Here is a 24,129-nt window from a genome sequence, read left to right as displayed (position 1 = left end):
CCATACCTTGTGTTGTTGGGGGTGGGTGGTTTGATAGCGGGTTGCTCCGCATGTCCCTCACCACGGCGTGAAATGTCTCCGCTCCTGTGCCCTCTTGTGGCGGGGAGAGGGTTTCAATTCTAAGAAAATCTTTGCAATACATTGACAAAATATTTGCATTCGTGGTATATTACTTACCGGTCAGTAAAAATTCGAAAGATTGGTTTTGTGAAATGACCGAAGTACATTTGATGCCCGACCCGCGGGTTGTTGAAAGTCCGACGGCGCTCCGCATTATTGATGTAGCGACACAACTTTTTATGCAGCGCGGCTATCGGGCCGTATCGATCAGCGACATCATTCATACGGCCGGTGTGACAAAACCGACCCTTTATTACTACTTCAATGATAAAGAAGACCTGTTTGTGCAGATGGGTTTAAAGGTGTTGTGGACGATGAGTCGGCCACTGGCCGAGCTAGCTGCGTCCGAGCGGGCGTTGGTTGAGCGATTGCGCGCAATGGCCGATATTCTGATCTCCGGCTACGAAGGTGATATGCGCATTATGCGTCACGAGATGATGGAGCACCTCAGCCCGGCGGCGCGTAATCGTTTGAGTGCTGCATTCTATCAACACCTCTTCACGCCGTTAACCAAGATCATGCGCGAAGCGCTCACTGCCGGTGTAGTACGGGCCGATATGTCACCGGCAATGTTGGCGACGTTATTTCTCAGTCTGTGCGAGACGTTTCACGAGCTGACTTCAACCCATGCGACGATGGGGTGGGCGGGCAACGTCTCGGCGGAGTTGCTAGTCGACATCTTTTTGTATGGGGCCGGCATCCGGTCGGCAGGTAATCATTCAGTAGGAATGGCAGAAGTATGAGCACTCTTCCCCAGTCACGTTCCCGTTTACGAATCCCTCCTCGTCTATCGTTACCGATGTGGATCGCCGCCGGTTTGTTGCTGGCGGTGGTCGTGACCCTGCTGGTGCGGCTAACAACAACTTCCAATACCGATCCGTTAGCCAATCTGACCTTTGCTACGGTAACTCGTGGTGATCTGCGTTTGGCAGTGAATGCTACCGGTTCGGTTGAGCCGAACCAGACAGCCACGTTAAGCGTTTCCATTCCCGGTCGGGTACAAGAGGTGCTGGTGACGGTCGGGCAGACGGTTGCCGCCGGTGATCCGTTGCTACGGCTTGATGATCGCCAGTTACGGGCCGATGTAGCTGCGGCGGAGGCGGCAGTTGCGCTGGCCCAAGCCGATGTCCAGGCTTTGCGTGAGCGGGCTACACCCGAACAGCGGGCTGAGGCCGAGGCGCTGGTGGCGGCGGCGCAGGCTACGTTAGCCCAGACGCAGACGAATGTGACGCCGGCCGACATCGCGGCAGCACGTGTTGCGGTGACTGAGGCACAAGAACGGCTACAGAAGTTGTTGGCCGGGCCGACGAACGAACAGCGGGTGCGGGCGGAGACGGCGCTGACGCAGGCGAAGGCCGAACTTGAACGCCAGCGCGAGCTGTTGTCCGCAGCGAAGGCTGAGGCACAGGCGCGGGTTGAAGCACAGGCTAATGTGGTGCGCAACGCGCAAAGTGCCTACAGCGATGCGTATTGGAATTGGGAACATGTGAAGGCGAACGGCATCGATCCGCGGACCGGTCGTTCACTCAACGATATCGAGCAACGTGAGTATCAGCGTGCGTTTGAGCGGGCTGAGCGGGCGTTGGCCGATGCTGAAGCTGCACTAGCCCAGTCCCAGATCGCTTACCAGACCGCAGTCCAGAACGAAATCAGCGGATTGGCGGCTGCCGAGGCACGAGTTGCCAGTGCACAAGCCGATCTTGATGCATTGCTGGCCGGCCCTACTGCTGATGCTGTTGCATCGGCCCGTGCTCAGTTAGCGCGCGCCGAAGCCGAACTAGCCCGTTTGACCGGGGCTGCTCGACAGAACACTATTGCTGCGCAACAGGCTCAGCTCGAAGCAGCACAAGCACGTCTGGCCCAACTTTCTGCCGATCCGCGTGCCAGCGATGTTGCCCGTGCTGAAGCACGGTTAGCTCAGGCGCAGGCGCAGCTCGAAGCGGCGCGTATCCGGCTCGACGAAGCGACGTTGCGGGCACCGTTTGCCGGCGTGATCGCGGCCGTTAATGTTGCACCTGGTGAAACAGTGGGCAGTCAAGCGCCAATCGTATTGATCGACGTGAGTCGTTATCTGGTCAAGGTGACGGTTGATGAGGTTGATATTGCGCGGGTAGCCATCGGTCAGCCGGTCGAGATTACGGTAGATGCGCTCAATTCGCCACCGTTTACCGGTGAGGTGGTGAATGTCGAACCGTTGCCCACCGGTACGAATGGTGTGACGGCGTATCGGGTCACCCTCGCCTTTGACTCATCTGGTCAACCGGTACGGCCCGGCATGACAACGACAGCGGCGATTATTGCGGCCACGCGCAGCAATGTGTTGCAAGTCCCGGTCGCTGCGGTGAAGAATGTTGATGCGAAGACGATTGTTGAAGTGGTCACTGTTGATGAAAACGGCCAGCGTCAGCTTAGTGAGCGAGCCGTGTTGGTTGGCTTGCGGGTCAACGGTATGGTCGAAATTCAGAGTGGTTTGGCCGAAGGTGAGCAGGTTGTCGTGCGATGAGCCATCGCGTACCCGTAATGGTAAGAGCGGGTGATGAGCCCGCTCTCCTCTAGAAGGAGTGTTTCCGTGACGACAGAATATCTTGGCCGTCCGATTGTTGAATTGCGTCAGATCCGCAAGACGTTCCCCACCGGTGATGATGAATTTGTTGTGCTTGACGATATTAGCCTGACTATTGGAGAAGGTGAGATGGTTGCCATTATGGGGCCGTCGGGTAGCGGGAAGAGCACCCTCATGACCTTGCTCGGCTTGCTCGACACTCCCACGTCTGGTGAATATATTCTCGATGGGATCGATGTCTCACGCCTGAGTCGGCAGGAACAAGCGCGCATTCGCAATCGTAAGCTGGGGTTTGTATTCCAGAACTTTAACCTGCTGCCGCGCTTGACTGCGCAAAAGAACGTTGAGTTGCCGCTTGTTTACGGGCGGGTTGGTGCGCGCGAGCGGGCTGAACGAGCACGGGCCGCGCTTGAGGCGGTTGGTCTTGGTCACAAACTCAACAGTCTGCCCAATACGTTGTCGGGAGGGCAGAAGCAACGAGTCGCAATTGCCCGTGCGCTCGTCCATGACCCGGCGATTATTCTGGCCGACGAACCGACCGGTGCGCTCGACACGCGCACCGGAGCCGAGATTCTGGCGCTGTTCCGGGAATTGAACCGCGATCAGGGACGTACCATCGTAATAGTGACCCACGACCCCGAAATTGGTCGGCATATGGATCGGGTGATCGGCTTGCGCGACGGGCGGCTGGTTGACAACATCCTGAGCGAGTACTACGGCGTTGAGGTGTTGGAAGAGGTCGAGCGTACCCGCGGTCTTGAGCCGGTGCCGGTTGTGCGCCGTCCTTCGACCGATACCACCACGCCATAACGGTGTGAGGTTGGGGCATGGCGCGCTATAGTTATGTTGAACAATAGTTTTCGGTACCCAAAGCATAGCAGCGTGATGCCCATACGTTGAAAAAACTGTTGCGAATACACGAGGAAACCCTTATGTTCTCCGAATTGATCGCTATGGCCTTTGATAGCCTACGCGCCAATAAACTTCGCTCTCTACTCACGATGCTTGGCGTGATCATCGGCGCAGGCACGCTTGTTGCGGTGCTCTCGCTCGGTAACGCCTTACAAGGCCAAGTCTTCGAGCAGTTCGTCGATCTCGGTACCCGCCGGATTGCAATCACACCGGGTGATCCGCGGGCCAAAGGTGCACGTGATGTGCCCGGCTATGGTCTCCTTTCCATACAGGATTATCAGGTATTAGCAGCAATGGCAACCAGCCGGCCTGATCTGTTTCGCGCCATTGCGCCGGAAATTACGGTCAGCACGCAAGCTCGGGCCGGTACGGTGGCGATCCAAACGTTGTTGGTCGGCACAACCGAGGATTATCCGCAAGTCCAGCGGACGCCGATGCTCTACGGGCGATTTTTGACCCCTGAAGATGAGGCAGAAGGGGCGCGGGTTGGGGTGTTGGGCTGGCTTGTGGCCCGTGATCTGTTTGGCTCTGATAAGGCTGCGCTGCGGAATGTGATCGGGCAGACGATAGAGGTCAACGGTCAACCGATTGAGATTGTCGGCATCATTAACGAAAACGGTGGGCCTTTCTCGACTGATGGCCGCATCTTTACGCCGGTCAGTACGATGCGCTTACGGCTGATCGGCGATCTTGATCTGCCGGGACGTGGTTTGCGGATGAGCAGTATTCTGCTCGGCTTGCAAAGCGAACAGCAGGTCAGTGAGGCGGTAGCCTTGATTGAGCGGACGCTGCGCGCCGCGCGGAATGTGCCTGATGGCATGATCAACGATTTCAATCTACAGACGCCGACGCAAGCGTTGAACGTATTGGCGGCGATCAGCACGGCGATTACCGGCTTTATTGCTGTGGTGGCCGGGATTAGTCTGGTGGTTGGTGGGATTGGGATTATGAACATCATGCTGGTTGCAGTCACCGAACGGACCCGTGAGATTGGGGTGCGCAAAGCGTTGGGGGCCAGTGATGGTGATGTATTGGGCCAATTTGTGATGGAGGCGGTAGCCCTGAGCTTGGTTGGTAGTCTGATCGGCGTGATCGGGGCGATTGGTCTGGTAGGGCTGATCAGTGCTGTCGGCGGGATCAACACCGGCATCTCGTGGATCGGCATTGTGCTGGCGTTGGGGTTTGCGTCGGCGATTGGGATTGGGTTTGGGTATTACCCGGCCCGGCGGGCAGCGCTGCTGCCGCCGATTGAAGCGTTGCGGTATGAATAGGCGCGCCGCACAGCTGTGCGGCGCCACAGGGTGGCTGTTATGAGGGGGTAGTTGCCAATTCGGTGCCGGCGACCCACCCTTCCCGGCCGTCATTGGTGCGGATATGCCACCACGGATACCCGTCTTTTTCGTGGGGGCCGGCCAGGAGGGTCAGTTGGGTGCCGGGAGGTAGACCGTCGAGAACGGTTGAATCGAGGCCAGGTGCGTTGCGAAGACGGAGGTTTTTGCCACCTGCTTGTTGGACGTAGGCTACACCACCTACGTGGAGTCCACCGGGGGTTGATGTGGCTGCGGAATCCGATGTGCGCGGTCCGATTTTGACAACACCACTGCCACCGAGCGCGCCGGAGATGGCGCCGGAGACACTGCTGCTTTCAACGGTGGGGCTGACGCTTTTACCACCAGCGGTTGGCGCGGTGGTGGTTTCCTTCAATTTCTTAAGCTCAGCTTCCATTTGAGCGAGTCGTGCTTCAGCCTCGGCGAGTGCTTTGCGAGCTTTCTCGGCGGCAGCAGCATCTTGCTGGGCCGTTTCTAACTCCTCTTGTAGACGTTTGATCTCTTGAGCTTGTCGCCCAATCTGATCACTCATCGCGCGCATCGCCTGGCTGATGCCTTCGTTCTGTCCTCCCTCATCTTTCTTGCCGCCGAAGTTAATCATACGTTTGGCTCCTTCCCATAATGCGGCAACCATAGCCTCGGTTGTATACACCATTATATAGCTAGCGCAGTAGGTTTGGTGAAGTGTAAATGCACCCAACGACCGTTGGCACGTGACGGTTGCCTGAGGTATGCGGTGTGTTATCGTGCTACATCTTGCTGAATCGCTTCGGCACACCGCTCACCGCTAAGCATTGCTGCGTTGATGCTACTCGCTTCGGTGAGTTCACCGGCCAGATACAGGCCGCGCCGGGTAGTGCGATTGTCGGGTAGGTTAGGGTGTAAACCGGGTGGTTGCGGGAATTGAGCAAATGGAATGCGGTCTACACGTAAGATGCGCGCATTGGTGAGAGCAGTCGTGGCTGCGGCTTCATTGGCGAAGATACGATGGAGGTCAACCATCACGCGCGCGATCAGTGTGCTATCATCAAGCTCAGGCACACCGAGGATAGCTGCCGCGTAGAGATGCCATCCCGGCGGTGCGTACCCTGGCGCGACTGCGCTCATCGGGGCGAGGGTGTTGACAAAAGCGTTCTCCTCGGCGTTGAGCAACAGCTTTTTGCCGCGATACAGCGGTTGACGGGTCGCCAGCCACACACACGATGAACCGAGGCTTCCTTCCGGCACCGGTAAGTCGCCGAGTCGAGCTGTTTCGGGGGCCGGGGTTGCTAACACTACGGCATCGCTCTGTAGTTCACTCCCATCGGCAAGCCGCACACCGCTTACCCCGCCATCGCGATTGATTAGGGCTACAGCCTTGGTCTGCAAGCGTACCCTGCCGGCAGCAACCAACTCGGCAGCGAGTTGGTCGGCGATTGCACCCATCCCGCTATTGGGAACGACAGTCTGACCGTCGCTCATCATCTTAAAGTTGAACCGGAAGCATTTCGCACTTGTTTGCAATGAGCGGTCGAGAAAGATTCCACCGAAGAAAGGCCGGAAAAAGCGGTCGATCATCTGCTGACTGAAGCCAAGCGCTTGGAGTTCGGCTAAGGTTGTGCGGTCGGGACCGGTGAGTAGCTCATCAATCGTCTGCCGGTGCATCTGCACGGCGAGTTGGAGGGTGCGCAGTTTGTCGCCAATCGTGACTACCGGTGCGAGGATGGCCCCGATCAGCGCCGATGGATCGCGGTCGCGGAGGGGATCGGTTAGGATGTCACGTCGTCCACGCCATGCAACAATCGCGCCGGGATCGAAGGCGCGCAGGTCGAGCGCGGCTAGTTTCAGTTGGCGTTGTACCACCGGGTATGCGGTGAACAGCACCTGAAAGCCACGATCAAGTACAAACCCGTCGACGCGATCCGACCGTACTCGTCCGCCCAACCCATCACTCGCTTCGATGAGTGTAACCTGATGCCCGGCGCGGTGCAGGGTACGGGCACAAACCAACCCGGCTACGCCGCCGCCGACAACGATGATCTGCATACCACTTGTCCTTTCTGCCACATTGCTGAGGTAAGATGGTCTAGCAATAGTGCACCGCTGACGTTACCATATCGAGTATACTATGTTCTACAAAAAGCCTGTCGCAAGGAAGAGGGGACAAACCGATGACTCACAACTTCAACCCCGGCCCAGCAGCGCTGCCGCCAGAGGTTATCGCGCGTGTGCAAGCCGAATTGCCTGATTATCACGGTACGGGCATGTCGATTCTCGAAATGAGCCATCGCAGTAAGGAATACGAAGCGATTAATGCTGCTGCCGAAGCTAATCTAAAGGAACTACTAGGATTGGGCGACGAGTATCGGGTGCTCTTTATGCAGGGTGGCGCCTCGATGCAGTTTGCACTCATCCCGCTCAATTTCTTACCCACCGGCGGGGTCGCCGAATATATTGTCACCGGTTCGTGGGGCGAAAAAGCGTATGAAGAGGCGCAGCGCGTTGGTTCGGTTCATCTCCGGGCCAGTACTGCTGCCGATGGCTATCGGAGCCTGCCGAATGTTGAGGCCTGTACTCCTGATCCGAACGCGGTATATCTTCACATAACCACTAACGAGACGATCCAAGGTGTGCAGTGGCCGGCTGAGCTGCCACTATTCGGTGATGTGCCGTTAATCGCCGATATGAGTAGCGATTTTCTCTCGCGTCCCTTCCCGGCGACGCGCTTTGCCCTGATGTATGCCGGTGCGCAAAAGAACCTTGGGCCGGCGGGGGTAACGGTCGTTGTGATCCGGCAAGATCTGATCGAACGCAGTCGGAAGGATTTGCCGGTTATTATGCGCTATGCTACCTTCGCCAAGAACAACTCTCTCTACAACACACCGCCGGTGTTCGCAGTTTATATGGTCCATCTGGTATTGGAATGGATCAAGGATCAAGGCGGTTTGGCGGCGATGGCTGAGCGGAATGCGCGTAAGGCAGCGCTGGTGTATGCAGCAATCGATACTAGCGAAGGTTTTTACACCGGTCACGCCGTTCCTTCAGCACGATCACTGATGAATGTGACCTTTCGCCTCTCGTCACCAGACCTGGAAAAGCAGTTTTTGGCCGACGCGAAAGCGGCAGGGATGGTGGGGTTGGCCGGGCATCGCTCGGTCGGCGGGATCCGCGCTTCGCTGTATAACGCAGTCTCTCCCGAGTCGGCGGCAGCGCTGGCGCACTTTATGCAGGATTTTGCCAAACGTTATGGATGAACAGCCTTACGCCGCCGCAATCACCTTTGTGCCGGTTGCCGATCTGCAAGCGAGCGCAGTCTGTTATGGGGCTGCGCTCGGCTTGCCGCTCGTCCTCGATCAAGGCGGTATTCATATCTATCGCGTGGCGTGTGGCGGTTACCTCGGTTTGTGCCAACAAGCTGCACCTCCCATTGCTGATGATCGTCTGATCTTAACCATCGTCACTGCCGATGTTGATGTGGTCTATCAACGGCTTGTCGCTGCCGGTATCACGACCGACGGCCCGCCACGCGAGAATCCGCGTTACCGGATTTATCACTTCTTTGCCTGTGATCCTGATGGTTACCGACTGGAGGTGCAGCGGTTTCTGCATCCGTTTGATGGCGATGCACGCCAGGCTCGCTAACCTATGCGCGTTGTTATGCTTTCCAAGGCTGTGGTTGCCGGTGCGTACCAGCGTAAGCTGGAGGAGATCGCGCGCCTCGGCGTTGAGTTGACCGTCGTTGCGCCACCGGCATGGCACGAGCCACGGGTCGGTCGCATCCCGCTTGAGCGCCGGTTTACCGCCGGTTATTCGCTCATCACGTTGCCGATTGTCTTCAACGGCCATCATCACATTCATTTTTACCGAGGCTTGCAGCCGCTGCTGCAACGGTTACGCCCACAGGTCTTTCACATCGATGAGGAGAGCTTTAATTTAGCGACGTTTCTCGCCATGCGAGCCGGGTTGGCGGTTGGTGCGCGCTGTTGTTTCTACAATTGGGCCAATATCGACCGTCGCTATCCACCGCCGTTTAGCTGGTTTGAACGGTACAATTTGCGTCACGCTACGCATGTGATTGCCGGTAATCAAGAGGCAGCAGCGATTATTCGCCGTCACGGCTATCGCGGTCCGATCAGTGTTATTCCCCAGTTCGGCGTCGATCCCGATCTCTTTGCACCGGCGGAGGAGCCACGTCAACGTGATACGTTGATCATCGGCTATGTGGGCCGGTTGGTGCCGGAAAAAGGGGTGGCCGATCTGGTGGATGCACTGGTCGGTTTGCCGTCGTATGTCCGGTTGCGGTTGATCGGCGACGGCATTGAGCGCCCGCGTTTGGTGCGGCAAGCTGTGGCCCTTGGGGTTGGTGATCGGGTTGAGGTTTTGCCGGCACTCAATAGCACTGCTGTCCCGGCTGCGTTGCGCGAATTGGATGTGCTCGTCTTGCCCTCGCGTACCCAACCGAATTGGAAAGAGCAGTTTGGTCGGGTATTGATCGAAGCCATGAGCTGTGGCGTCCCGGTGATCGGCTCAAGTTGTGGCGAAATCCCACAGGTGATCGGTGAGGCAGGGCTGGTCTTCCCCGAAGGTGATGTGAGCGCGTTGCGAGCAGCGTTGCAGCGTTTGATCGATCATCCCGAGCTGCGCGTTGAACTCGCCCGACGTGGTCGTGAGCGGGTGCTGGCTACATTTACGCAAGCAGCTATTGCCCGTCAGCACGTGGATGTCTATCAGACAATGGTAACGCAAAGGCGCGGAGGGCGCAGAGGCGGGGAGGGGGAACGCAAAGGCGCAGAGACGCAGAGGATGCGGGCTGACCTAACCACGCAATGCGGTGGAAAAAACGTATACGGGAGCGTTTGGTACTTAGAGAAACTCGTATATTCCACCACTGGAGGGACATTACCATCTGGACGCTACATGGCGAGGCAGAGACACTGCTAAAGAAACATATACACCCACTATAGGAGGGATATCACGATGCCGGTGAAATCGGATCGTTGGATTCGACGAATGGCGCTTGAATATGGCATGATCGAGCCGTTCGTTGATCATCAGGTACGGAAAGGCGTCATCTCGTATGGCCTTACCTCATACGGGTACGACATGCGGGTGACGAATCACTTCAAAGTCTTTACGAACGTCTACAATGCGCTGGTCGATCCGAAGAAGTTTGATCCGCGCTCATTTGTGGATATTAAAGCCGACTACGTTGACATCCCGCCCAACTCGTTTGCGCTTGCCCAATCGCTCGAATACTTTCGCATTCCGCGCACGGTGAGCTGTATTGTAATCGGAAAATCATCGTATGCGCGCTGTGGAATTATCATTAACGTCACGCCGCTTGAACCCGAATGGGAAGGGCATGTGACCATCGAGATTAGCAACACCACACCACTGCCGGCGCGGATCTATGCGCATGAAGGGATTGGGCAGGTGTTGTTTCTCGAAAGTGATGAGCCGTGTGAAGTCTCTTACGCCGACAAAAAGGGGAAGTATCAAGGACAGACCGGGATTGTTTTGCCGCGCATTGATCCGTGAGATACACAATGCCCGTACCATTTGGTGCAGTACGGGCATTGCCGGTCGCAGACCTAGACTTCCATCACCATCGGCAAGACCATCGGTCGTCGGCGCGTTTCGCGGTAGAGGAATTCACTCACCACATCGCGGATCTTACGACTGATGTATGTCACATCAACCGGTGAATTGCTCCCGTTTTTGGTCGCCAACGCTGCGCGCACCGTTTCCTTCGTTGCCTCGATCAGGTCTTGGCTCTGACGCATATAGACAAAGCCACGCGAGACGACATCCGGCCCGGCAACTAATTCGCCGGTGGCGCTGTCGATGCTTACTACCACGATCAGCATGCCGTCTTTCGCCAGTAACTGACGGTCGCGCACGACCACGTTCCCGACATCACCGACCGTCGTGCCGTCAACGTAGATATAGCCGACCGGTGCTTTGCCGACAATTTTGCCGAAGCCAGGCGAGAACTCCATAATCGAGCCACCTTCCACCAACAGCACCCGCTCGCTGTCGGGAACCGCACCCACAGTCGTTGCCAACTTGCGATACAGCATAAGATGGCGATAATCACCGTGGAACGGTACAATGTAGCTTGGGCGGAGCAACGCCAAGATCAGCTTCAACTCCTCTTGGGCGGCGTGACCAGACACATGCACTCGTGCTTCCGGGCCGTAGATCACATCGGCACCGAGCTTGAACAAGTTATTAATGACCTTGTTCACACTGACTTCGTTGCCGGGAATCGGGGTGGCCGAGAGCACGACGGTATCACCGGGCTTGATTTTGACGTTAGGATAGTCGCGGTTGGCCATGCGGTTGAGGGCAGCCATTGGCTCACCCTGACTACCGGTACAGACGATGGCGATCTCGTCGTCCGGATAAGCCGACATCTCGTGGGGACGGATGATCGTGCGCTCGTCGGCACGGAGATACCCCAGCTCGAAGGCGATCCGGGCATTGGTCTCCATACTGCGCCCGGCCAGCATGACCTTCCGCCCGTAGGCCTCTGCCGAATCGATCACCTGCTGTACACGGCTAATGTTTGAGGCAAAGGTAGCGACAATAATCCGACCGGGTGCAGTGGCAAAGATGTTATCGAACGCTTCGCCGACGGTTGCCTCGCTTGGCGTATAGCCTTTCGACTCTACCCGTACACAATCGGTAATCAGCACCAGTGGTTTGCGGTTCCCCAACTCGGCAATCTTCTCCAGATCGGTCGGTCGGCCATCGACCGGGGTATGATCGAGCTTCCAATCGGTGAGATAGATTAGTAAGCCGGCGGGTGTTGTGATAGCGAAGCCAACCGCGTCAGGGATGGAGTGCGCAATGTGAAACGCTTCGACGGTAAAGATGCCGACCTGGAATGGTTCACGCTCGGTAATTTGTACCGTCTTGACCTTATCGTGCAGTCGGTGTTCTTTCAGGCGATTGCTGAGTAACCCGAGGGTCAGCTTTGTCCCATAGACGGGTGGAAAGCCGAGATCGGCAATCAAGTGTGGTACAGCGCCGATGTGGTCTTCGTGACCGTGGGTGATGAGGATGCCCTTGATATGATCCGTCTTTTCGCGCAAATAGGTAATATCGGGCAAGACGAGATCAACGCCGAGCATATCGGCATCAGGAAACATGACACCGCAGTCGAGAATGACGATGTCGTCGCCATACTCAACCACCCACATGTTCCGGCCGACTTCCCCGGCGCCACCGAGTGGAATCACACGGAGACGTTGTTTGGCCATACGTTCCTGTTAGGGCCGATGGATGAGCGACCCTTGCTCCTTTCTGATACGTATCATCTTCAGTACAACTTGCGGGTGCATTGCGGTAGGCACCCAAACACCTTTATAACGACAGGGCAATGACACTGCCCTGATCAGTCCAACGTGGTGACGCTATGCAGCAGTCGTTGCGAACGATGAACGAGTTGCCGCCAGCGTCTGCTCGATCAATGCCACCAATTCAGCCCTTCGTTCGATGCCGGTGCCGATCACCAATCGGTTTGGGCCGTGATATTGCCGATGAAGCCAGCGTCGTAGCGGATGGGTGATCGTACTCGCCGGATCATATCGCAACCAAAGGACAACGTCTTCTTCGGCGCTTACCGGGGTCGGTTGTATGTTCACAATATCGTTCCATTGGCAACACAACCGTATCCCCATGGTGGTATAGCATAAGCCATCTTTGGTTGGCACGAAGGTAGCGTCCCATTCAGCCATCACGTTCCAGATGACCGGTGGTGTAGCGACGATCACCACCAGGAGGAACAATGCCGGTACAGCTTGTTCGATAGCGGGTGGTTGGGTGAACAGCCGTTGCACATCGGCCCACATACCGGCCGGATGCAGTCGCACCTGTAGCGTGTTCGCCAGACTCCAGATGGCGAACAGCCACAGCATCATTACCACGGCGATGAGTACTAAATTATCACGCCGGCCAGCCGGCGAGAGGCGATACGAACGAGACATTGATTTGGTTATACCACCGGCGACATGCGGCCAACGGTCAGAAGAGACGGAGCTGCTCGGGCGGCTCATCGGCTGGCGGCGTTGCCGGGGAGGCTGCGCTACGTTGGCGTTCGGCATCGGCAATGATGGCAGGCAGGCGGCGAAAATCCTCTTCCAGCAACGGCCGGTTTTGGGGCTGGTGCAATGCAGCGGCGGGGTGGATCATCGGCACAATCAACCGTCCGTTGACGTAGCGCGGTTGGCCGTGGATGCGTGAAATCCGCTCGCCGGGCAGGAACAGGCCCATCGAGAAGCGGCCCAGCGTCACAATCACTATCGGATCAATGGCCGCAATCTGGCGCATTAAGAATAGCCTGGTACACGTCGCTATTTCATCAGGCTCCGGATCGCGATTCTGGGGCGGCCGGCACTTGACGACGTTAGCAATATAAACTTCATCCCGCCGTAGCCCGGCTAAGGCGAGCAAATCGTTCAGGAATTGCCCTGATGGACCGACAAAGGGTCGGCCTTGGCGATCTTCGTGGTAGCCGGGACCCTCTCCAATAAGCATGACGCACGCATTCGCCGGCCCTTCACCGGGAACAGCCCGTGTCCGCCCACGATGGAGGTTGCATGCGGTACAGCGCTGCACCTCTTCGGCAATTGTAAACAGAATGTCACTCGCTGTCACACGCTGATCCTTGAATGGTTCAGCTTTACCCACTGTTATTATAACATACCGCGTGCATCTTTCTTGTTTGGAGTGGTACCATGTTCGGATCATAGGCAAGTATCTTGTGTTACACTAACCGCAATAGATCGATTTCCAGCGGGAAAGTAACCGATGACCGGACGTTCGTCTTTGGCCCAGTTGCCGTCCAACGCCGAGTCGCCGCAGTGGCAGCTCAATCGTGATATGTTGGCTGCAACCCTCGATACGTTGCTGGCGATCCCCAATCTTGCTGAGTTGCGCACCGCATTGGCAACATTGCAGCAACGGCTGCATGATCCCGGCGATCCGATCCACCGGACCGATGGATCGGTGGTGCTGTTCACTCCCGTCGTGTTGATCGCCGATCTCGAACAAATCGCGACGGCGCGCACCCTTGAGCGGGCGCGCTATTACCTGACTCGGCTGCGTCGTTCGCTCGACGAACCGCGGTTTGCCCCTACGAGCGACATTGATCTGCGACGATGGAAGGAGTATGATGATATTCTGACCGATAGTCTCTGGCTCATCGAGCGGCGTGATACGTCGGGTGTGCATCGGGCCGATTACTGGGGCAATTTTGTTCCCCAGATTCCTCGCCAATTTATTCGGCGGTATACACGGCCCGGCGAGTGGGTCCTCGATCCGTTTGCCGGTTCGGGGACGACCCTGATCGAAGCACGTCGCCTTGGCCGCCATGCGGTTGGGCTTGAGTTGCAGGCGACGATGGTTGAACACACCCGTGCGCTCCTGGCTACCGAACAGCCTGCTCAGGAAACGGTGGCGGCGATTGAGCAGGGAGACAGTCTGACAACCGATTTTGCTGCGCTCCTTGCGCGCTACGGTGCGCAGAGTGTGCAATTAGTGTTACTCCACCCACCGTACCACGATATTATCCGGTTTAGCGATGATCCGCGTGATCTGTCAAATGCCCCGACCATGGCGGAGTTTCTCGACCGCTTGACGAGCGTGACCGAGCGGGTGGCCGCCGTGCTTGACCGTGGTCGTTATTTGGCCTTAGTGATCGGCGATATGTATCGGCAGGGCGAGTGGCATCCGCTCGGTTTTTACGCAATGGAAGCGGTACGAGCGTGTGGGTTTAGCTTGAAGAGTATTATTGTCAAAAATGTCAGTGGTACGCTGGGCAAGCGGGGTAATAATGAACTGTGGCGGTATCGTGCGTTGGCCGGCGGATTTTACGTCTTTAAGCACGAGTATATCTTTGTATTGCGCCGACAGTAAGGCTATGGTAGTCTCAGTCCAAACGGTACACGGAACAGGCCGATATGCCGATGTTCCCGTGCCATCACGAGCCGGTACGTGCTCGGCGTCGGACAAGCTACCGTCGCGCAGGTGATGACGGCAAGGAGAAACCACAGTGATGACAACGTTCAGCGTGATCATTCCGGCTCTGAATGAAGCGGCCAATATAACAACCTGCGTCCGAGCGGTGCGACAGTGCGACCCGACGGTCGAGGTCATTGTTGCCGATGGTGGCAGCCGCGATGAGACGCCAGCGCTGGCCCGCGCTGCCGGCGCGCGGGTGGTGCTGGCACCGCGCGGTCGCGGCCATCAACTCAACGCCGGCGCTGCCGTTGCCACCGGTGATGTCTTTGTCTTTTTGCATGCCGATACGCGCCTGCCGGCCAATGCCTTCGCATTGTTGCGGGCGATGTTCGCCGATCCGCAGGTACACATCGCCAAGTTCCGGCTCTCATTCGACGATCCGAACTGGATGTTGGCTCTGGCAGCGCGTCTGATGTGGTTCGATTCGCTGCTCACCAGCTACGGTGATCAGTGCATGGTCATCCGGCGTGACTTCTTCACTGCACTTGGTGGCTTCCCGGATTGGCCGCTGTTTGAGGATGTCGAACTCTTTCGCCGCGCCCGTGCCCGGACTCGCGTGCATGTCGTGCCGGCGCAGGTGGTCACATCGGCGCGACGCTTTCGGGCTAACGGGATCATTCGCCAACTGCTCCACGATTTCTGGCTCTGGCTGCAATATCTCGGTGGCGTATCGCCTTACGACATTGCCCGTCAGTATCGGTAGAGCAATGGTGGAGCGAGTAGCGGGATGGATGTTCTCACCACCATCTTGCCATCTCATCAGTTCATCAACACACATTTTCGCGAGTCGGTGTACAATAAGTTGAAGATACGTTACGCCGTGGAGCGCTATAGTATGCCATACACGTCCTTTGCATCGATCGACGAATTGCAGGCTGCCCTGGCTGAACACGCCTACATCGCCGATCGTGCTCTAACCACCGCTATTTTTCTGGCCCTCAAGCTCAACAAGCCGCTATTGCTCGAAGGAGAGGCCGGTGTCGGCAAGACCGAGATCGCCAAGACGCTGGCCCGTATGCAGGGGCGGGAGTTAATCCGGCTGCAATGTTATGAAGGGCTTGATGTCAATACGACGATCTACGAGTGGAACTATGCCCGCCAGATGTTGCAGATTCGCCTGCTGGAGGCGCAGGGTGCAGCACAAAACACCGCTGCGCAGCAGAGCATCTTCGGTCCGGAGTTTTTGATCAAGCGCCCGCTGTTGCAAGCGATTGAAGCCCGTGGCGATCATCCCCCCATCTTACTGATCGATGAGCTTGATCGGGCCGATGAAGAGTTTGAAGCGTTCCTGCTTGAGTTACTCTCTGACTGGCAGATTTCAATCCCAGAGATTGGCACTATTCGCGCCGAGACACCGCCGACCGTTATCATTACCTCGAACCGTACCCGCGAAGTCCATGATGCGCTCAAGCGGCGCTGTCTGTTTTATTGGGTTGATTATCCAACGCTTGATAAAGAGATTCAGATCGTTAAGGCACGTGTGCCCGGCGCAAGCGAGCGGCTGGCCCGGCAAGTGGTGCTGGTGGTGCAAGAGTTGCGGCGTATGGATCTGTACAAGCTGCCCGGCGTGGCCGAGACCCTCGATTGGGTGACAGCACTGGTTGCGCTTGATCAGACAGAGTTGACGCCACAGGCCGTCGAGGATACACTAGGCGCGATTTTGAAGTATCAAGACGACATCGCGCAGGTGCGTGGTCAGCGACTGAACGAGCTGCTGAAACGGGCGAGTGTGGGGGTGTCATGAGCGACGAGATTGATGTTGCGGCGACGTTGGCGGCGTTGCGGGCCGAGGTGCGGGCACAGCGCGCGCGATTACCAAACCTCGATCCAACCCCTGCCGAACGAGAGTTGCAGCGGGTGGTGGAAGAGTTGGAGTACACCCGGGTTGTGAGCGCCCATTGGCCACTCGAGGGCCGCACTCCTTTTGAGAAGGTCATCGCGTTCATCAACAAAGTGGTGCGTCGCTATCTGCGTTGGTACATCAATCCTATCGTCGAGCAGCAAAATGCCTTTAACGATACTGCTGTCCGCGCCATTCGCTTGCTGGTCGCCGAGAATACTGCCTTGCGGGCCGAGTTGGCCGCTCTCCACGCCCAATTGCAGCAATCACAACCTTCGTCATGAGCCGCATTCTGATCTGTGCCACGCAGGTACCCTTTGTTCGCGGTGGCGCCGAGTATCTGGTCGAAAGTTTACGTGACGAACTGCACTGTCGTGGTCATACCGTTGATGTCGTCGCCCTTCCCTTTCAGTGGCATCCGGTCGAGCGGATCGTTGATAGCGCACTGGCGTGGCGACTGCTGGATATTAGCCACGTCAACGGCGAACCGATCGATCTCGTGATCGCGACCAAGTTCCCGTCGTACCTCATCCGCCACCCACGCAAGGTGCTATGGCTCGTCCATCAGCACCGCCAAGCCTACGATTGGTACGGCACACCGCTCAGCGATTTTGATGGCTCACCCGCCCATCGTGCCGTGCGCGAACAGATCTTTCGCATCGACGGGCGCGCGCTGAGCGAATGCCAAGCCCGTTATACCATTTCGTGCAACGTCAGCCGCCGGCTAGAACGGTTTAATGGGCTGAGTAGCAAGCCACTGTACCCACCAAGCCGTTACGCCGAACGGTTGTGGGCCGGTCCGTATGGTGACTACATTCTCTCACCCGCCCGCCTCGACCGGGCCAAGCGGATCGATCTGCTGCTAACGGCGCTGGCCCATACCATCACGCCGGTGCGTGCAATTATCGCCGGCGCCGGCCCCGACCGCGACCGCCTCCAACGCCTCGCCGCCGAGCTTGGCCTCGGCGAACGAGTCACCTTCCGCGGCTTTGTCCCTGATGACGAATTAATCGATCTCTACGCTCACGCCCGTGCCGTGTATTACGCACCGGTTGATGAAGACTACGGCTTTGCGACGGTGGAAGCCTTCGGCGCTAGCCGACCCGTCATTACTACCGATGATGCCGGCGGCGTGCTCGAATTTGTCCGCCACGGTGAGAACGGCCTCGTCTCGCCACCCGACCCGGTGGCGATTGCCGCGCATCTCGACCGGCTGAACGCCGATCCGGCTGAAGCGGCCCGCTTAGGGTGCGCGGGCCGTCCGCTGGTTGAAGCGATCACGTGGGAAAGGGTGATTGCAGCGCTGCTCAAGGGCAAATGAATGCGTCAATCGGTAGAATGGTATCGCTGGGGGAGCACACCGTTGCGCTGAACATCCGAAAGGGTCATTGGACATCTTTAGGTAGTTGTGCCAAACCCTTGCGCCCCCCGCCGCCTTATGGTAATATCGCATACGGTGCGGGCAGGTCGCATAGTTGGTCTAGTGCGCGGCACTGGAAATGCCGTACAGCGGTAACGCTGTCGTGGGTTCGAATCCCACCCTGCCCGCCACCTATTTCACCCCCTTTGCGCCCTCTGCGGTCTTTGCGTGAGCAATCTTTGCGGCCTTTGCGCCCTCTGCGGTCTTTGCGTGAGCAATCTTTGCGGCCTTTGCGCCCTCCGCGCCTTTGCGTGAGCAATCTTTGCGGCCTTTTCGCCCTCTGCGGTCTTTGCGTGAGCAATCTTTGCGGCCTTTGCGCCCTCTGCGGTCTTTGCGTGAGCATCGTGAAAGTCTCATCAATCGTATTGTATAATCAGGCAGCGCCGTGTGGGGCGCGCTAGTTTGCTCCACGCCAAAGGAGTCTGAGACGAAGATGCCGAAGCGCACCGATCTCCATACTATTCTTATTATCGGCTCTGGCCCGATTGTGATCGGCCAAGCCTGCGAATTCGACTATTCCGGCACCCAAGCGTGCAAAGCGTTGCGTGAAGAGGGCTATCGGGTCGTGCTCGTCAATTCAAACCCGGCCACTATCATGACCGATCCCGGCCTCGCCGACACCACCTACATCGAACCACTGACCGTCCCCAGTCTCGAACGCATTATTGCCCGTGAGCGTCCTGACGCAATCTTACCGACTGTTGGTGGCCAGACTGCACTCAATTTGGCGGTGGCGCTCCACGAGGCCGGCATCCTCGATAAGTACGGTGTCGAGCTAATCGGGGCATCGGTTGAGGCGGTGCGGATCGCCGAGGATCGCCAACGCTTTAAAGATAAGATGATCGAGATTGGGTTGCAGGTACCTCGTTCCGGTACCGCAACTACCCTCGATGAAGCGTTGGCAGTCGTTGCCCAGACCGGCTTCCCGGCGATTATTCGACCATCGTTTACCCTTGGTGGTGAAGGTGGCGGTATTGCGTACAACATGGAAGAGTTCCGCACGATTGTCGAACGCGGTCTCGATGCGTCGCCGGTCTCACAGGTGCTAATCGAAGAGAGTGTCCTCGGTTGGAAAGAGTTTGAGCTTGAGGTGATGCGCGACCGGAACGACAACGGCGTCATCATCTGCTCAATCGAGAATATTGACCCGATGGGGGTGCATACCGGCGATAGCATTACCGTCGCTCCGGCGATGACCCTCACCGACCGCGAGTACGAGCGGATGCGCGATATGGGGTTGGCGGTGCTGCGTGCCGTCGGTGTCGAAACCGGCGGTTCCAATGTTCAGTTTGCTGTTTCACCGACCGATGGCCGTATCTACGTGATCGAGATGAACCCACGCGTGTCGCGTTCGTCAGCGCTAGCCTCTAAAGCGACCGGCTTCCCCATCGCCAAAATTGCCGCCAAGCTGGCCGTCGGCTATACCCTCGACGAGTTGCCCAACGATATTACCCGCGAGACGCCGGCTTCGTTCGAGCCGACCCTCGACTATGTGGTGGTGAAGATTCCACGCTTTACCTTCGAGAAGTTTCCCCAAGCCGATCAGACGCTCACCACCTCGATGAAGTCGGTGGGTGAAGTGATGGCGATTGGCCGCACCTTCCCCGAAGCCTTCCAAAAGGCATGGCGTTCACTCGAACAGGGACGGGCCGGTTGGGGTGCTGATGGTCGCGATGCGATTGAGCCGGAGCGGCTGCGCGAGCGTTTGATTACGCCGCATCCCGACCGCATGTTTTATGTACGCTACGCGCTGCAAAGCGGGATGTCGGTCGAGCAGATTAGCGCGCTAACCAAGATCGATGCTTGGTTTATTCGCCAGCTCGAACAGCTCGTCAATCTCGAAGGGCGGTTACGGGCATTTGATCTCAACACCATTCCGCCCGACCTGTTGCGCCAGGCCAAGCGGATGGGCTTCAGCGATGCCCAATTGGCCCATCTCCTGCGCGTGCCACCCGGCCCACAGCGCTGGTCGGCGGAATTGGCCGTGCGCAAGCGTCGCCTCGAACTCGGTATTCGCCCCTCCTTCCACCGGGTTGATACCTGTGCCGCCGAGTTCCCGGCTTTCACGCCCTACCTCTACTCGTCGTATGAGAGTGAAGACGAGGCCGAGCCGACCGATCGCAAAAAGGTGGTGATCCTCGGTTCTGGTCCGAACCGGATCGGGCAGGGTATTGAGTTTGATTACTGCTGTAGCCATGCTGTGTTCGGGTTGCGTGCGCTTGGCTACGAGACGATTATGGTCAACTGTAACCCGGAGACGGTTTCGACCGACTACGACACCGCTGACCGGCTCTATTTCGAGCCGCTTACCTTTGAGGACGTGCTCAATGTCGTTGAAGAGGAGCGGCCCGATGGGGTGATTATCCAGTTTGGCGGTCAGACTCCGCTCAAGTTGGCGCGGGCGCTCGAAGCGGTTGGGGTGCCGATCTGGGGCACTATGCCTGAAGCTATCGATCTTGCCGAGGATCGTGACCGGTTTGGCGCGCTGTTGAAGGAGCTGAATATTCCCGCCCCCGAACACGGCAGCGCCACCTCGTGGGAAGAGGCGCTGGCAGTGGCCCGCCGGATCGGCTATCCGGTGGTGGTGCGGCCCAGCTACGTGCTGGGCGGGCGTGCCATGGCGATTGTCTACGATGATGCATCGCTCGAACGCTATATGCGTGAAGCGGTAGCCGCTTCGCCTGAGCACCCGGTGCTGATTGACCGCTTCCTCGAAGATGCGTTTGAGATGGATGTAGATGCGGTCTGTGATGGTGAGACGGTGGTGATCGCCGGGATCATGGAGCAGATTGAGCTGGCCGGTGTCCATTCTGGCGATAGCGCCTGTGTGATACCAACCTATATGGTGGCAGCCGAGCATGTGGCGACGATGCGCCGCTATACCGAGCAATTGGCCCGCGCTTTGGGTGTGGTCGGCTTGATGAATATTCAGTACGCCATGAAAGACGGCGTCGTCTACGTGCTCGAAGTCAACCCGCGCGCCTCGCGCACCGTGCCTTTCGTTGCTAAGGCGACTGGTGTGCCGTGGGCGCAACTGGCGGTGCAGTGCGCTGCCGGCGCTCGGCTGCGGTACGAGCATGGCCGCATTCAGATGGTGCATCCGGCCTTGGTGAATTCGCCTCGCTACCGACTGGATGTCACCAGCGAGCAGCGCTACCACGTCAAGGAAGTGGTGCTGCCGTGGTCGCGCTTCAGCGGCGTAGACACGCTGCTCGGCCCAGAGATGAAGTCAACCGGTGAAGGCATGGGCAGCGGTGCGACCTTTGGCGAGGCATTTGCTAAGGCACAGATGGCGTGCAACAGCCACCTGCCCACTAGCGGCAACGCCTTTCTCAGCGTCAACGACCGCGATAAGGCCAATTTGTTGCCGATTGCCCGTGATTTAGCTGCACTCGGTTTCAAGCTGCTGGCCACCAGCGGCACGGCCGCCTTCCTCCAGCAGCACGGCCTTGACGTGAAGCCGATCTATAAGGTGAACGAGGGTCGGCCCAACGCGGTTGACTACATCAAGAATGGTGAGATTGCTCTGATCGTGAATACACCTCTCGGCAAGGCGAGCTTCTTCGATGAAGGGGCCATTCGCCGGGCCGCGATTGTGTATGGCGTGCCGACATTGACGACCCTGTCAGGGGCTGCGGCGGCAGTGCAGGCGATCCAAGCGATACGTGCCGGCCAATGGACGTTGCTGTCGTTGCAGGAACGGTCAGCGTTGGAAAAGGTGTAGAGCCGGACGGCCGGCTCCACAGCCGCAGGGTTTGCAAAGACGCCAAGGCGTTACACGCAAAGACGCCAAGACCGCAAAGCGGCGCAGAGGGAACCATACGCGTCACTGGTCTATACACAGCTGCAACGACGGTACGCAAAGACGCCAAGACCGCAAAGCGGCGCAGAGGGAACCATACGCGTCACTGGTCTATACACAGCTGCAACGACGGCACGCAAAGACGCCGAGACCGCAAAGCGGCGCAGAGGCTTGGTCATGTACCGTCCTCCGCGCCGTTCCCTTCAGAAACTTTGCACTCTCTGCACCCTTCGCGTCTTTGCGTTAAGAATCTCTGCGTCTCTGCCTGCTTTGTACCTTTTATCTCTGGCCCGCCGCCTCGATGTATTCAAGGCTCTGGTGGCGGAAGTAGGTGTTGTACAGCTCGGCATAGTGCCCGCCGGTGGCCAGCAACTGATCGTGTGTCCCTTGTTCGAGAATCTCGCCGTGCCGCAACACGATGATCCGGTCAACTTCGCGCACCGTACTCAACCGGTGCGCAATGATGATCGCCGTCCGATCCCGCATCGCCTCGTCTAAACCCTCTTGAATCAAGGTCTCGGTTAGCGGATCGATGCTGGCCGTTGCTTCATCCAGAATGAGAGTGGCTGGGTTTTGCAGTAAGACCCGTGCCAGCGCTACCAATTGCCGCTGGCCCATGCTCAAGCTGCTGCCACGCTCGCCAACCGGCGTATCCAGCCCTGCCGGCAAGCTTGCCAACCAGTCGCCATGGCCCACCCGTTGGGCCGCAGTCAGTACTTCCTCGTCGGTAGCGTCAGGTCGTCCGTAGCGAATGTTCTCACGCACCGTACCGTCGAACAAAAACGGCGTCTGCGTCACCATACCGAGTTGACTGCGGTAAGCGCTCAGATCAAGCCGCCGAATATCGTGACCGTCAATCTTGATGCACCCACCCTGAAACTCGTAGAAACGGGCGATCAGCTTGGCAATGCTGCTCTTGCCGGAACCGGTATGACCAACCAGTGCCACCTGTTCCCCCGGCTTGATGTGCAGGTTGAACTGGCGCAACACCGGTTCGTCCGGTTTGTACGCAAAATCGACCTGCTCGAACATAATCTCGCCGCGCAACCGGCCCGGATCGAGCCGGTCAATCTGCGTTACCCGCGGTTCGGCGTCAATAAGGGCAAAGACACGCTCACCGGCGGCCAAACCGAGTTGGAACTGACTCCAAAACGAAGCAATACTGGTCAGCGGGAACCAGAAGCTCTGCAAGCCTTGGATGAACAGAAACCACGTGCCGGTAGTGAGTTCGCCGGCATAGACCTTCTGCCCACCGAGATAGACCAAGAGCGCAGTGCCGATGGCGGCCAACAGATTAAGCAGCGGAAAGATGCTGCTGAAGGTGTAGCGCGTGTGCAGATTGACCCGTCGGCTCTTTTGATTGACATCGAGAAAGTCGGCGTAAACGGCCTGCTCTTGGCGGAAAGTTTTGGCGACACCAATCCCACTAACCGTCTCCTGAATATGATTGCTCACTTCAGCATTCACCCGCCGCGAGGCGGTAATGACCTTACGTGCGATCGAGCGGAAAGCCAGCGCCGCACCGATGATCAACGGCGCTAAGCCCAGCAGCACCAGCGTCAGCGACCAACTGACGGTGGCGAGATAGCTGACCAGCACCACCACCAGCAACAACCGGCTCAGCAGATCCATCGTCAGGGTCATTACCTGCGCAAACGCGGCTGTATCAGAATTGACCCGACTAACAATCTTACCGGATGGAAACTCGTCGTAGAAACTGAGATCGCGGGCCAGTACCGCATCGGCGGCGTCGCGGCGCAGCGCCAGCACCACTTCACCGATGGCTCGTACCGACATCGTTTGCCGGATCAGGTTAAACACCCACGACAAACAGGCGATCAGGGCCAGCGCGCCGGCCAGTATCGCCACCTGATTGAGCGAAGTCGCAGTCTGAATCTCGTCAATGCTGTACGAGATAAAGATCGGGATGAGCGCTTCGATTAATGCGGTGGCACTAATCATCAATGCGGCGGTGATGATCTTGGCGGCTTGCGGGCGAAAATAGTGCAGAATTCGCCGCACCAGTTCGCCGTCGCTATATTTGCGATCGTAGCCTTCTGCATCGAGGCCATCGAAGAGAAAACCCATAATGACGTTCCTTCTGTCGTGCTTATCTCACACTCCTAACAGATAAGCTTC

20 protein-coding genes and 1 tRNA gene are annotated in these 24,129 nt (G+C 57.7%); 15 read left to right on the top strand and 6 right to left on the bottom strand.

Annotation, left to right across the window (positions count from 1 at the left end; translation table 11 throughout):
* Nucleotides 1-212 precede the first annotated feature (212 nt).
* The 4 genes from ACP5OT_RS09865 (at nt 213) to ACP5OT_RS09850 (ending at nt 4,866) form a co-directional block, all read left to right on the top strand.
* Nucleotides 213-863, top strand: coding sequence for a TetR/AcrR family transcriptional regulator (locus ACP5OT_RS09865; RefSeq protein ID WP_424677278.1), 651 nt, complete (start codon nt 213-215; stop codon nt 861-863).
* On the top strand, nt 860-2,623 hold the full coding sequence (locus ACP5OT_RS09860) for an efflux RND transporter periplasmic adaptor subunit (protein ID WP_424677279.1): 1,764 nt from the start codon (nt 860-862) through the stop codon (nt 2,621-2,623). Before ACP5OT_RS09865 ends, ACP5OT_RS09860 begins: the two co-directional genes overlap by 4 nt.
* A gap of 33 nt (nt 2,624-2,656) precedes the next feature.
* Nucleotides 2,657-3,493 carry an ABC transporter ATP-binding protein gene (locus tag ACP5OT_RS09855; protein ID WP_428112484.1) on the top strand — a complete coding sequence of 279 codons (837 nt, stop codon included), beginning with the start codon at nt 2,657-2,659 and terminating at the stop codon, nt 3,491-3,493.
* A 122-nt stretch (nt 3,494-3,615) separates the two neighbouring features.
* Nucleotides 3,616-4,866, top strand: a complete 1,251-nt coding sequence (locus tag ACP5OT_RS09850; RefSeq protein ID WP_428112482.1) for an ABC transporter permease — start codon at nt 3,616-3,618, stop codon at nt 4,864-4,866.
* Between the two features lie 37 nt (nt 4,867-4,903).
* Here the strand turns inward: ACP5OT_RS09850 and ACP5OT_RS09845 are convergent, their stop codons facing one another.
* Complete coding sequence (locus ACP5OT_RS09845; protein WP_424677282.1) at nt 4,904-5,524, bottom strand: SH3 domain-containing protein; 621 nt, start codon at nt 5,522-5,524, stop codon at nt 4,904-4,906.
* A 140-nt stretch (nt 5,525-5,664) separates the two neighbouring features.
* On the bottom strand, nt 5,665-6,948 hold the full coding sequence (locus ACP5OT_RS09840) for an NAD(P)/FAD-dependent oxidoreductase (RefSeq protein ID WP_424677283.1): 1,284 nt from the start codon (nt 6,946-6,948) through the stop codon (nt 5,665-5,667).
* Between the two features lie 125 nt (nt 6,949-7,073).
* On the opposite strand from ACP5OT_RS09840, the gene serC reads away from it, so the two are divergent.
* The 4 genes from serC to dcd are packed head-to-tail and all read left to right on the top strand — an operon-like array spanning nt 7,074 to nt 10,440.
* Nucleotides 7,074-8,156 carry a 3-phosphoserine/phosphohydroxythreonine transaminase gene (serC, locus tag ACP5OT_RS09835; RefSeq protein ID WP_428112479.1) on the top strand — a complete coding sequence of 361 codons (1,083 nt, stop codon included), beginning with the start codon at nt 7,074-7,076 and terminating at the stop codon, nt 8,154-8,156.
* On the top strand, nt 8,149-8,544 hold the full coding sequence (locus tag ACP5OT_RS09830; protein WP_428132010.1) for a VOC family protein: 396 nt from the start codon (nt 8,149-8,151) through the stop codon (nt 8,542-8,544). Before serC ends, ACP5OT_RS09830 begins: the two co-directional genes overlap by 8 nt.
* A gap of 15 nt (nt 8,545-8,559) precedes the next feature.
* Nucleotides 8,560-9,843: a glycosyltransferase family 4 protein gene (locus ACP5OT_RS09825; RefSeq protein WP_428132008.1), complete on the top strand. Its 1,284-nt coding sequence runs from the start codon at nt 8,560-8,562 to the stop codon at nt 9,841-9,843.
* Between the two features lie 36 nt (nt 9,844-9,879).
* Entirely contained in the window at nt 9,880-10,440 is a 561-nt protein-coding gene (dcd, locus tag ACP5OT_RS09820; protein WP_424677549.1) for a dCTP deaminase, read from the top strand.
* 53 nt (nt 10,441-10,493) lie between these two features.
* Here the strand turns inward: dcd and ACP5OT_RS09815 are convergent, their stop codons facing one another.
* From ACP5OT_RS09815 to ACP5OT_RS09805, 3 genes are all read right to left on the bottom strand, one after another.
* Nucleotides 10,494-12,167 (bottom strand): ribonuclease J, encoded by a 1,674-nt coding sequence (locus tag ACP5OT_RS09815; protein ID WP_424677550.1) that lies wholly within the window; start codon nt 12,165-12,167, stop codon nt 10,494-10,496.
* Nucleotides 12,168-12,320: 153 nt separating this feature from the next.
* Nucleotides 12,321-12,893, bottom strand: coding sequence for a hypothetical protein (locus ACP5OT_RS09810; protein ID WP_424677551.1), 573 nt, complete (start codon nt 12,891-12,893; stop codon nt 12,321-12,323).
* A 37-nt stretch (nt 12,894-12,930) separates the two neighbouring features.
* The gene (locus ACP5OT_RS09805) at nt 12,931-13,563 is read right to left on the bottom strand and encodes a uracil-DNA glycosylase (protein ID WP_424677552.1); all 633 of its coding nucleotides are present in this window, start codon (nt 13,561-13,563) and stop codon (nt 12,931-12,933) included.
* A gap of 153 nt (nt 13,564-13,716) precedes the next feature.
* Here ACP5OT_RS09805 and ACP5OT_RS09800 point away from each other — a divergent pair, with 153 nt between their 5' ends.
* The 7 genes from ACP5OT_RS09800 to carB all read left to right on the top strand — a co-directional run bounded on the left by ACP5OT_RS09800 (nt 13,717) and on the right by carB (nt 21,912).
* Entirely contained in the window at nt 13,717-14,823 is a 1,107-nt protein-coding gene (locus tag ACP5OT_RS09800; RefSeq protein ID WP_428112938.1) for a TRM11 family SAM-dependent methyltransferase, read from the top strand.
* A gap of 139 nt (nt 14,824-14,962) precedes the next feature.
* A complete protein-coding gene (locus ACP5OT_RS09795; RefSeq protein WP_428132005.1) occupies nt 14,963-15,631 on the top strand; it encodes a TIGR04283 family arsenosugar biosynthesis glycosyltransferase in 669 nt (222 codons plus the stop codon).
* Between the two features lie 132 nt (nt 15,632-15,763).
* A complete protein-coding gene (locus tag ACP5OT_RS09790) occupies nt 15,764-16,672 on the top strand; it encodes an AAA family ATPase (RefSeq protein ID WP_424677500.1) in 909 nt (302 codons plus the stop codon).
* Nucleotides 16,669-17,052 carry a hypothetical protein gene (locus ACP5OT_RS09785; RefSeq protein WP_424677501.1) on the top strand — a complete coding sequence of 128 codons (384 nt, stop codon included), beginning with the start codon at nt 16,669-16,671 and terminating at the stop codon, nt 17,050-17,052. Before ACP5OT_RS09790 ends, ACP5OT_RS09785 begins: the two co-directional genes overlap by 4 nt.
* A complete protein-coding gene (locus ACP5OT_RS09780; protein ID WP_424677502.1) occupies nt 17,049-18,089 on the top strand; it encodes a glycosyltransferase family 4 protein in 1,041 nt (346 codons plus the stop codon). The genes ACP5OT_RS09785 and ACP5OT_RS09780 overlap by 4 nt, the downstream gene beginning before the upstream one ends.
* A 139-nt stretch (nt 18,090-18,228) precedes the next feature.
* Nucleotides 18,229-18,319: transfer RNA gene (locus ACP5OT_RS09775), tRNA-Ser, on the top strand.
* A gap of 302 nt (nt 18,320-18,621) precedes the next feature.
* Complete coding sequence (gene carB, locus ACP5OT_RS09770; protein ID WP_428112935.1) at nt 18,622-21,912, top strand: carbamoyl-phosphate synthase large subunit; 3,291 nt, start codon at nt 18,622-18,624, stop codon at nt 21,910-21,912.
* 357 nt (nt 21,913-22,269) lie between these two features.
* Here carB and ACP5OT_RS09765 read toward each other — a convergent pair whose 3' ends face one another.
* A complete protein-coding gene (locus ACP5OT_RS09765; protein WP_424677443.1) occupies nt 22,270-24,078 on the bottom strand; it encodes an ABC transporter ATP-binding protein in 1,809 nt (602 codons plus the stop codon).
* Nucleotides 24,079-24,129: the final 51 nt, after the last annotated feature.

The organism is Chloroflexus sp., assembly GCF_049970315.1.
Taxonomy (GTDB): Bacteria; Chloroflexota; Chloroflexia; order Chloroflexales; family Chloroflexaceae; genus Chloroflexus.
This window is presented reverse-complemented; position numbering and strand designations above follow the sequence as displayed.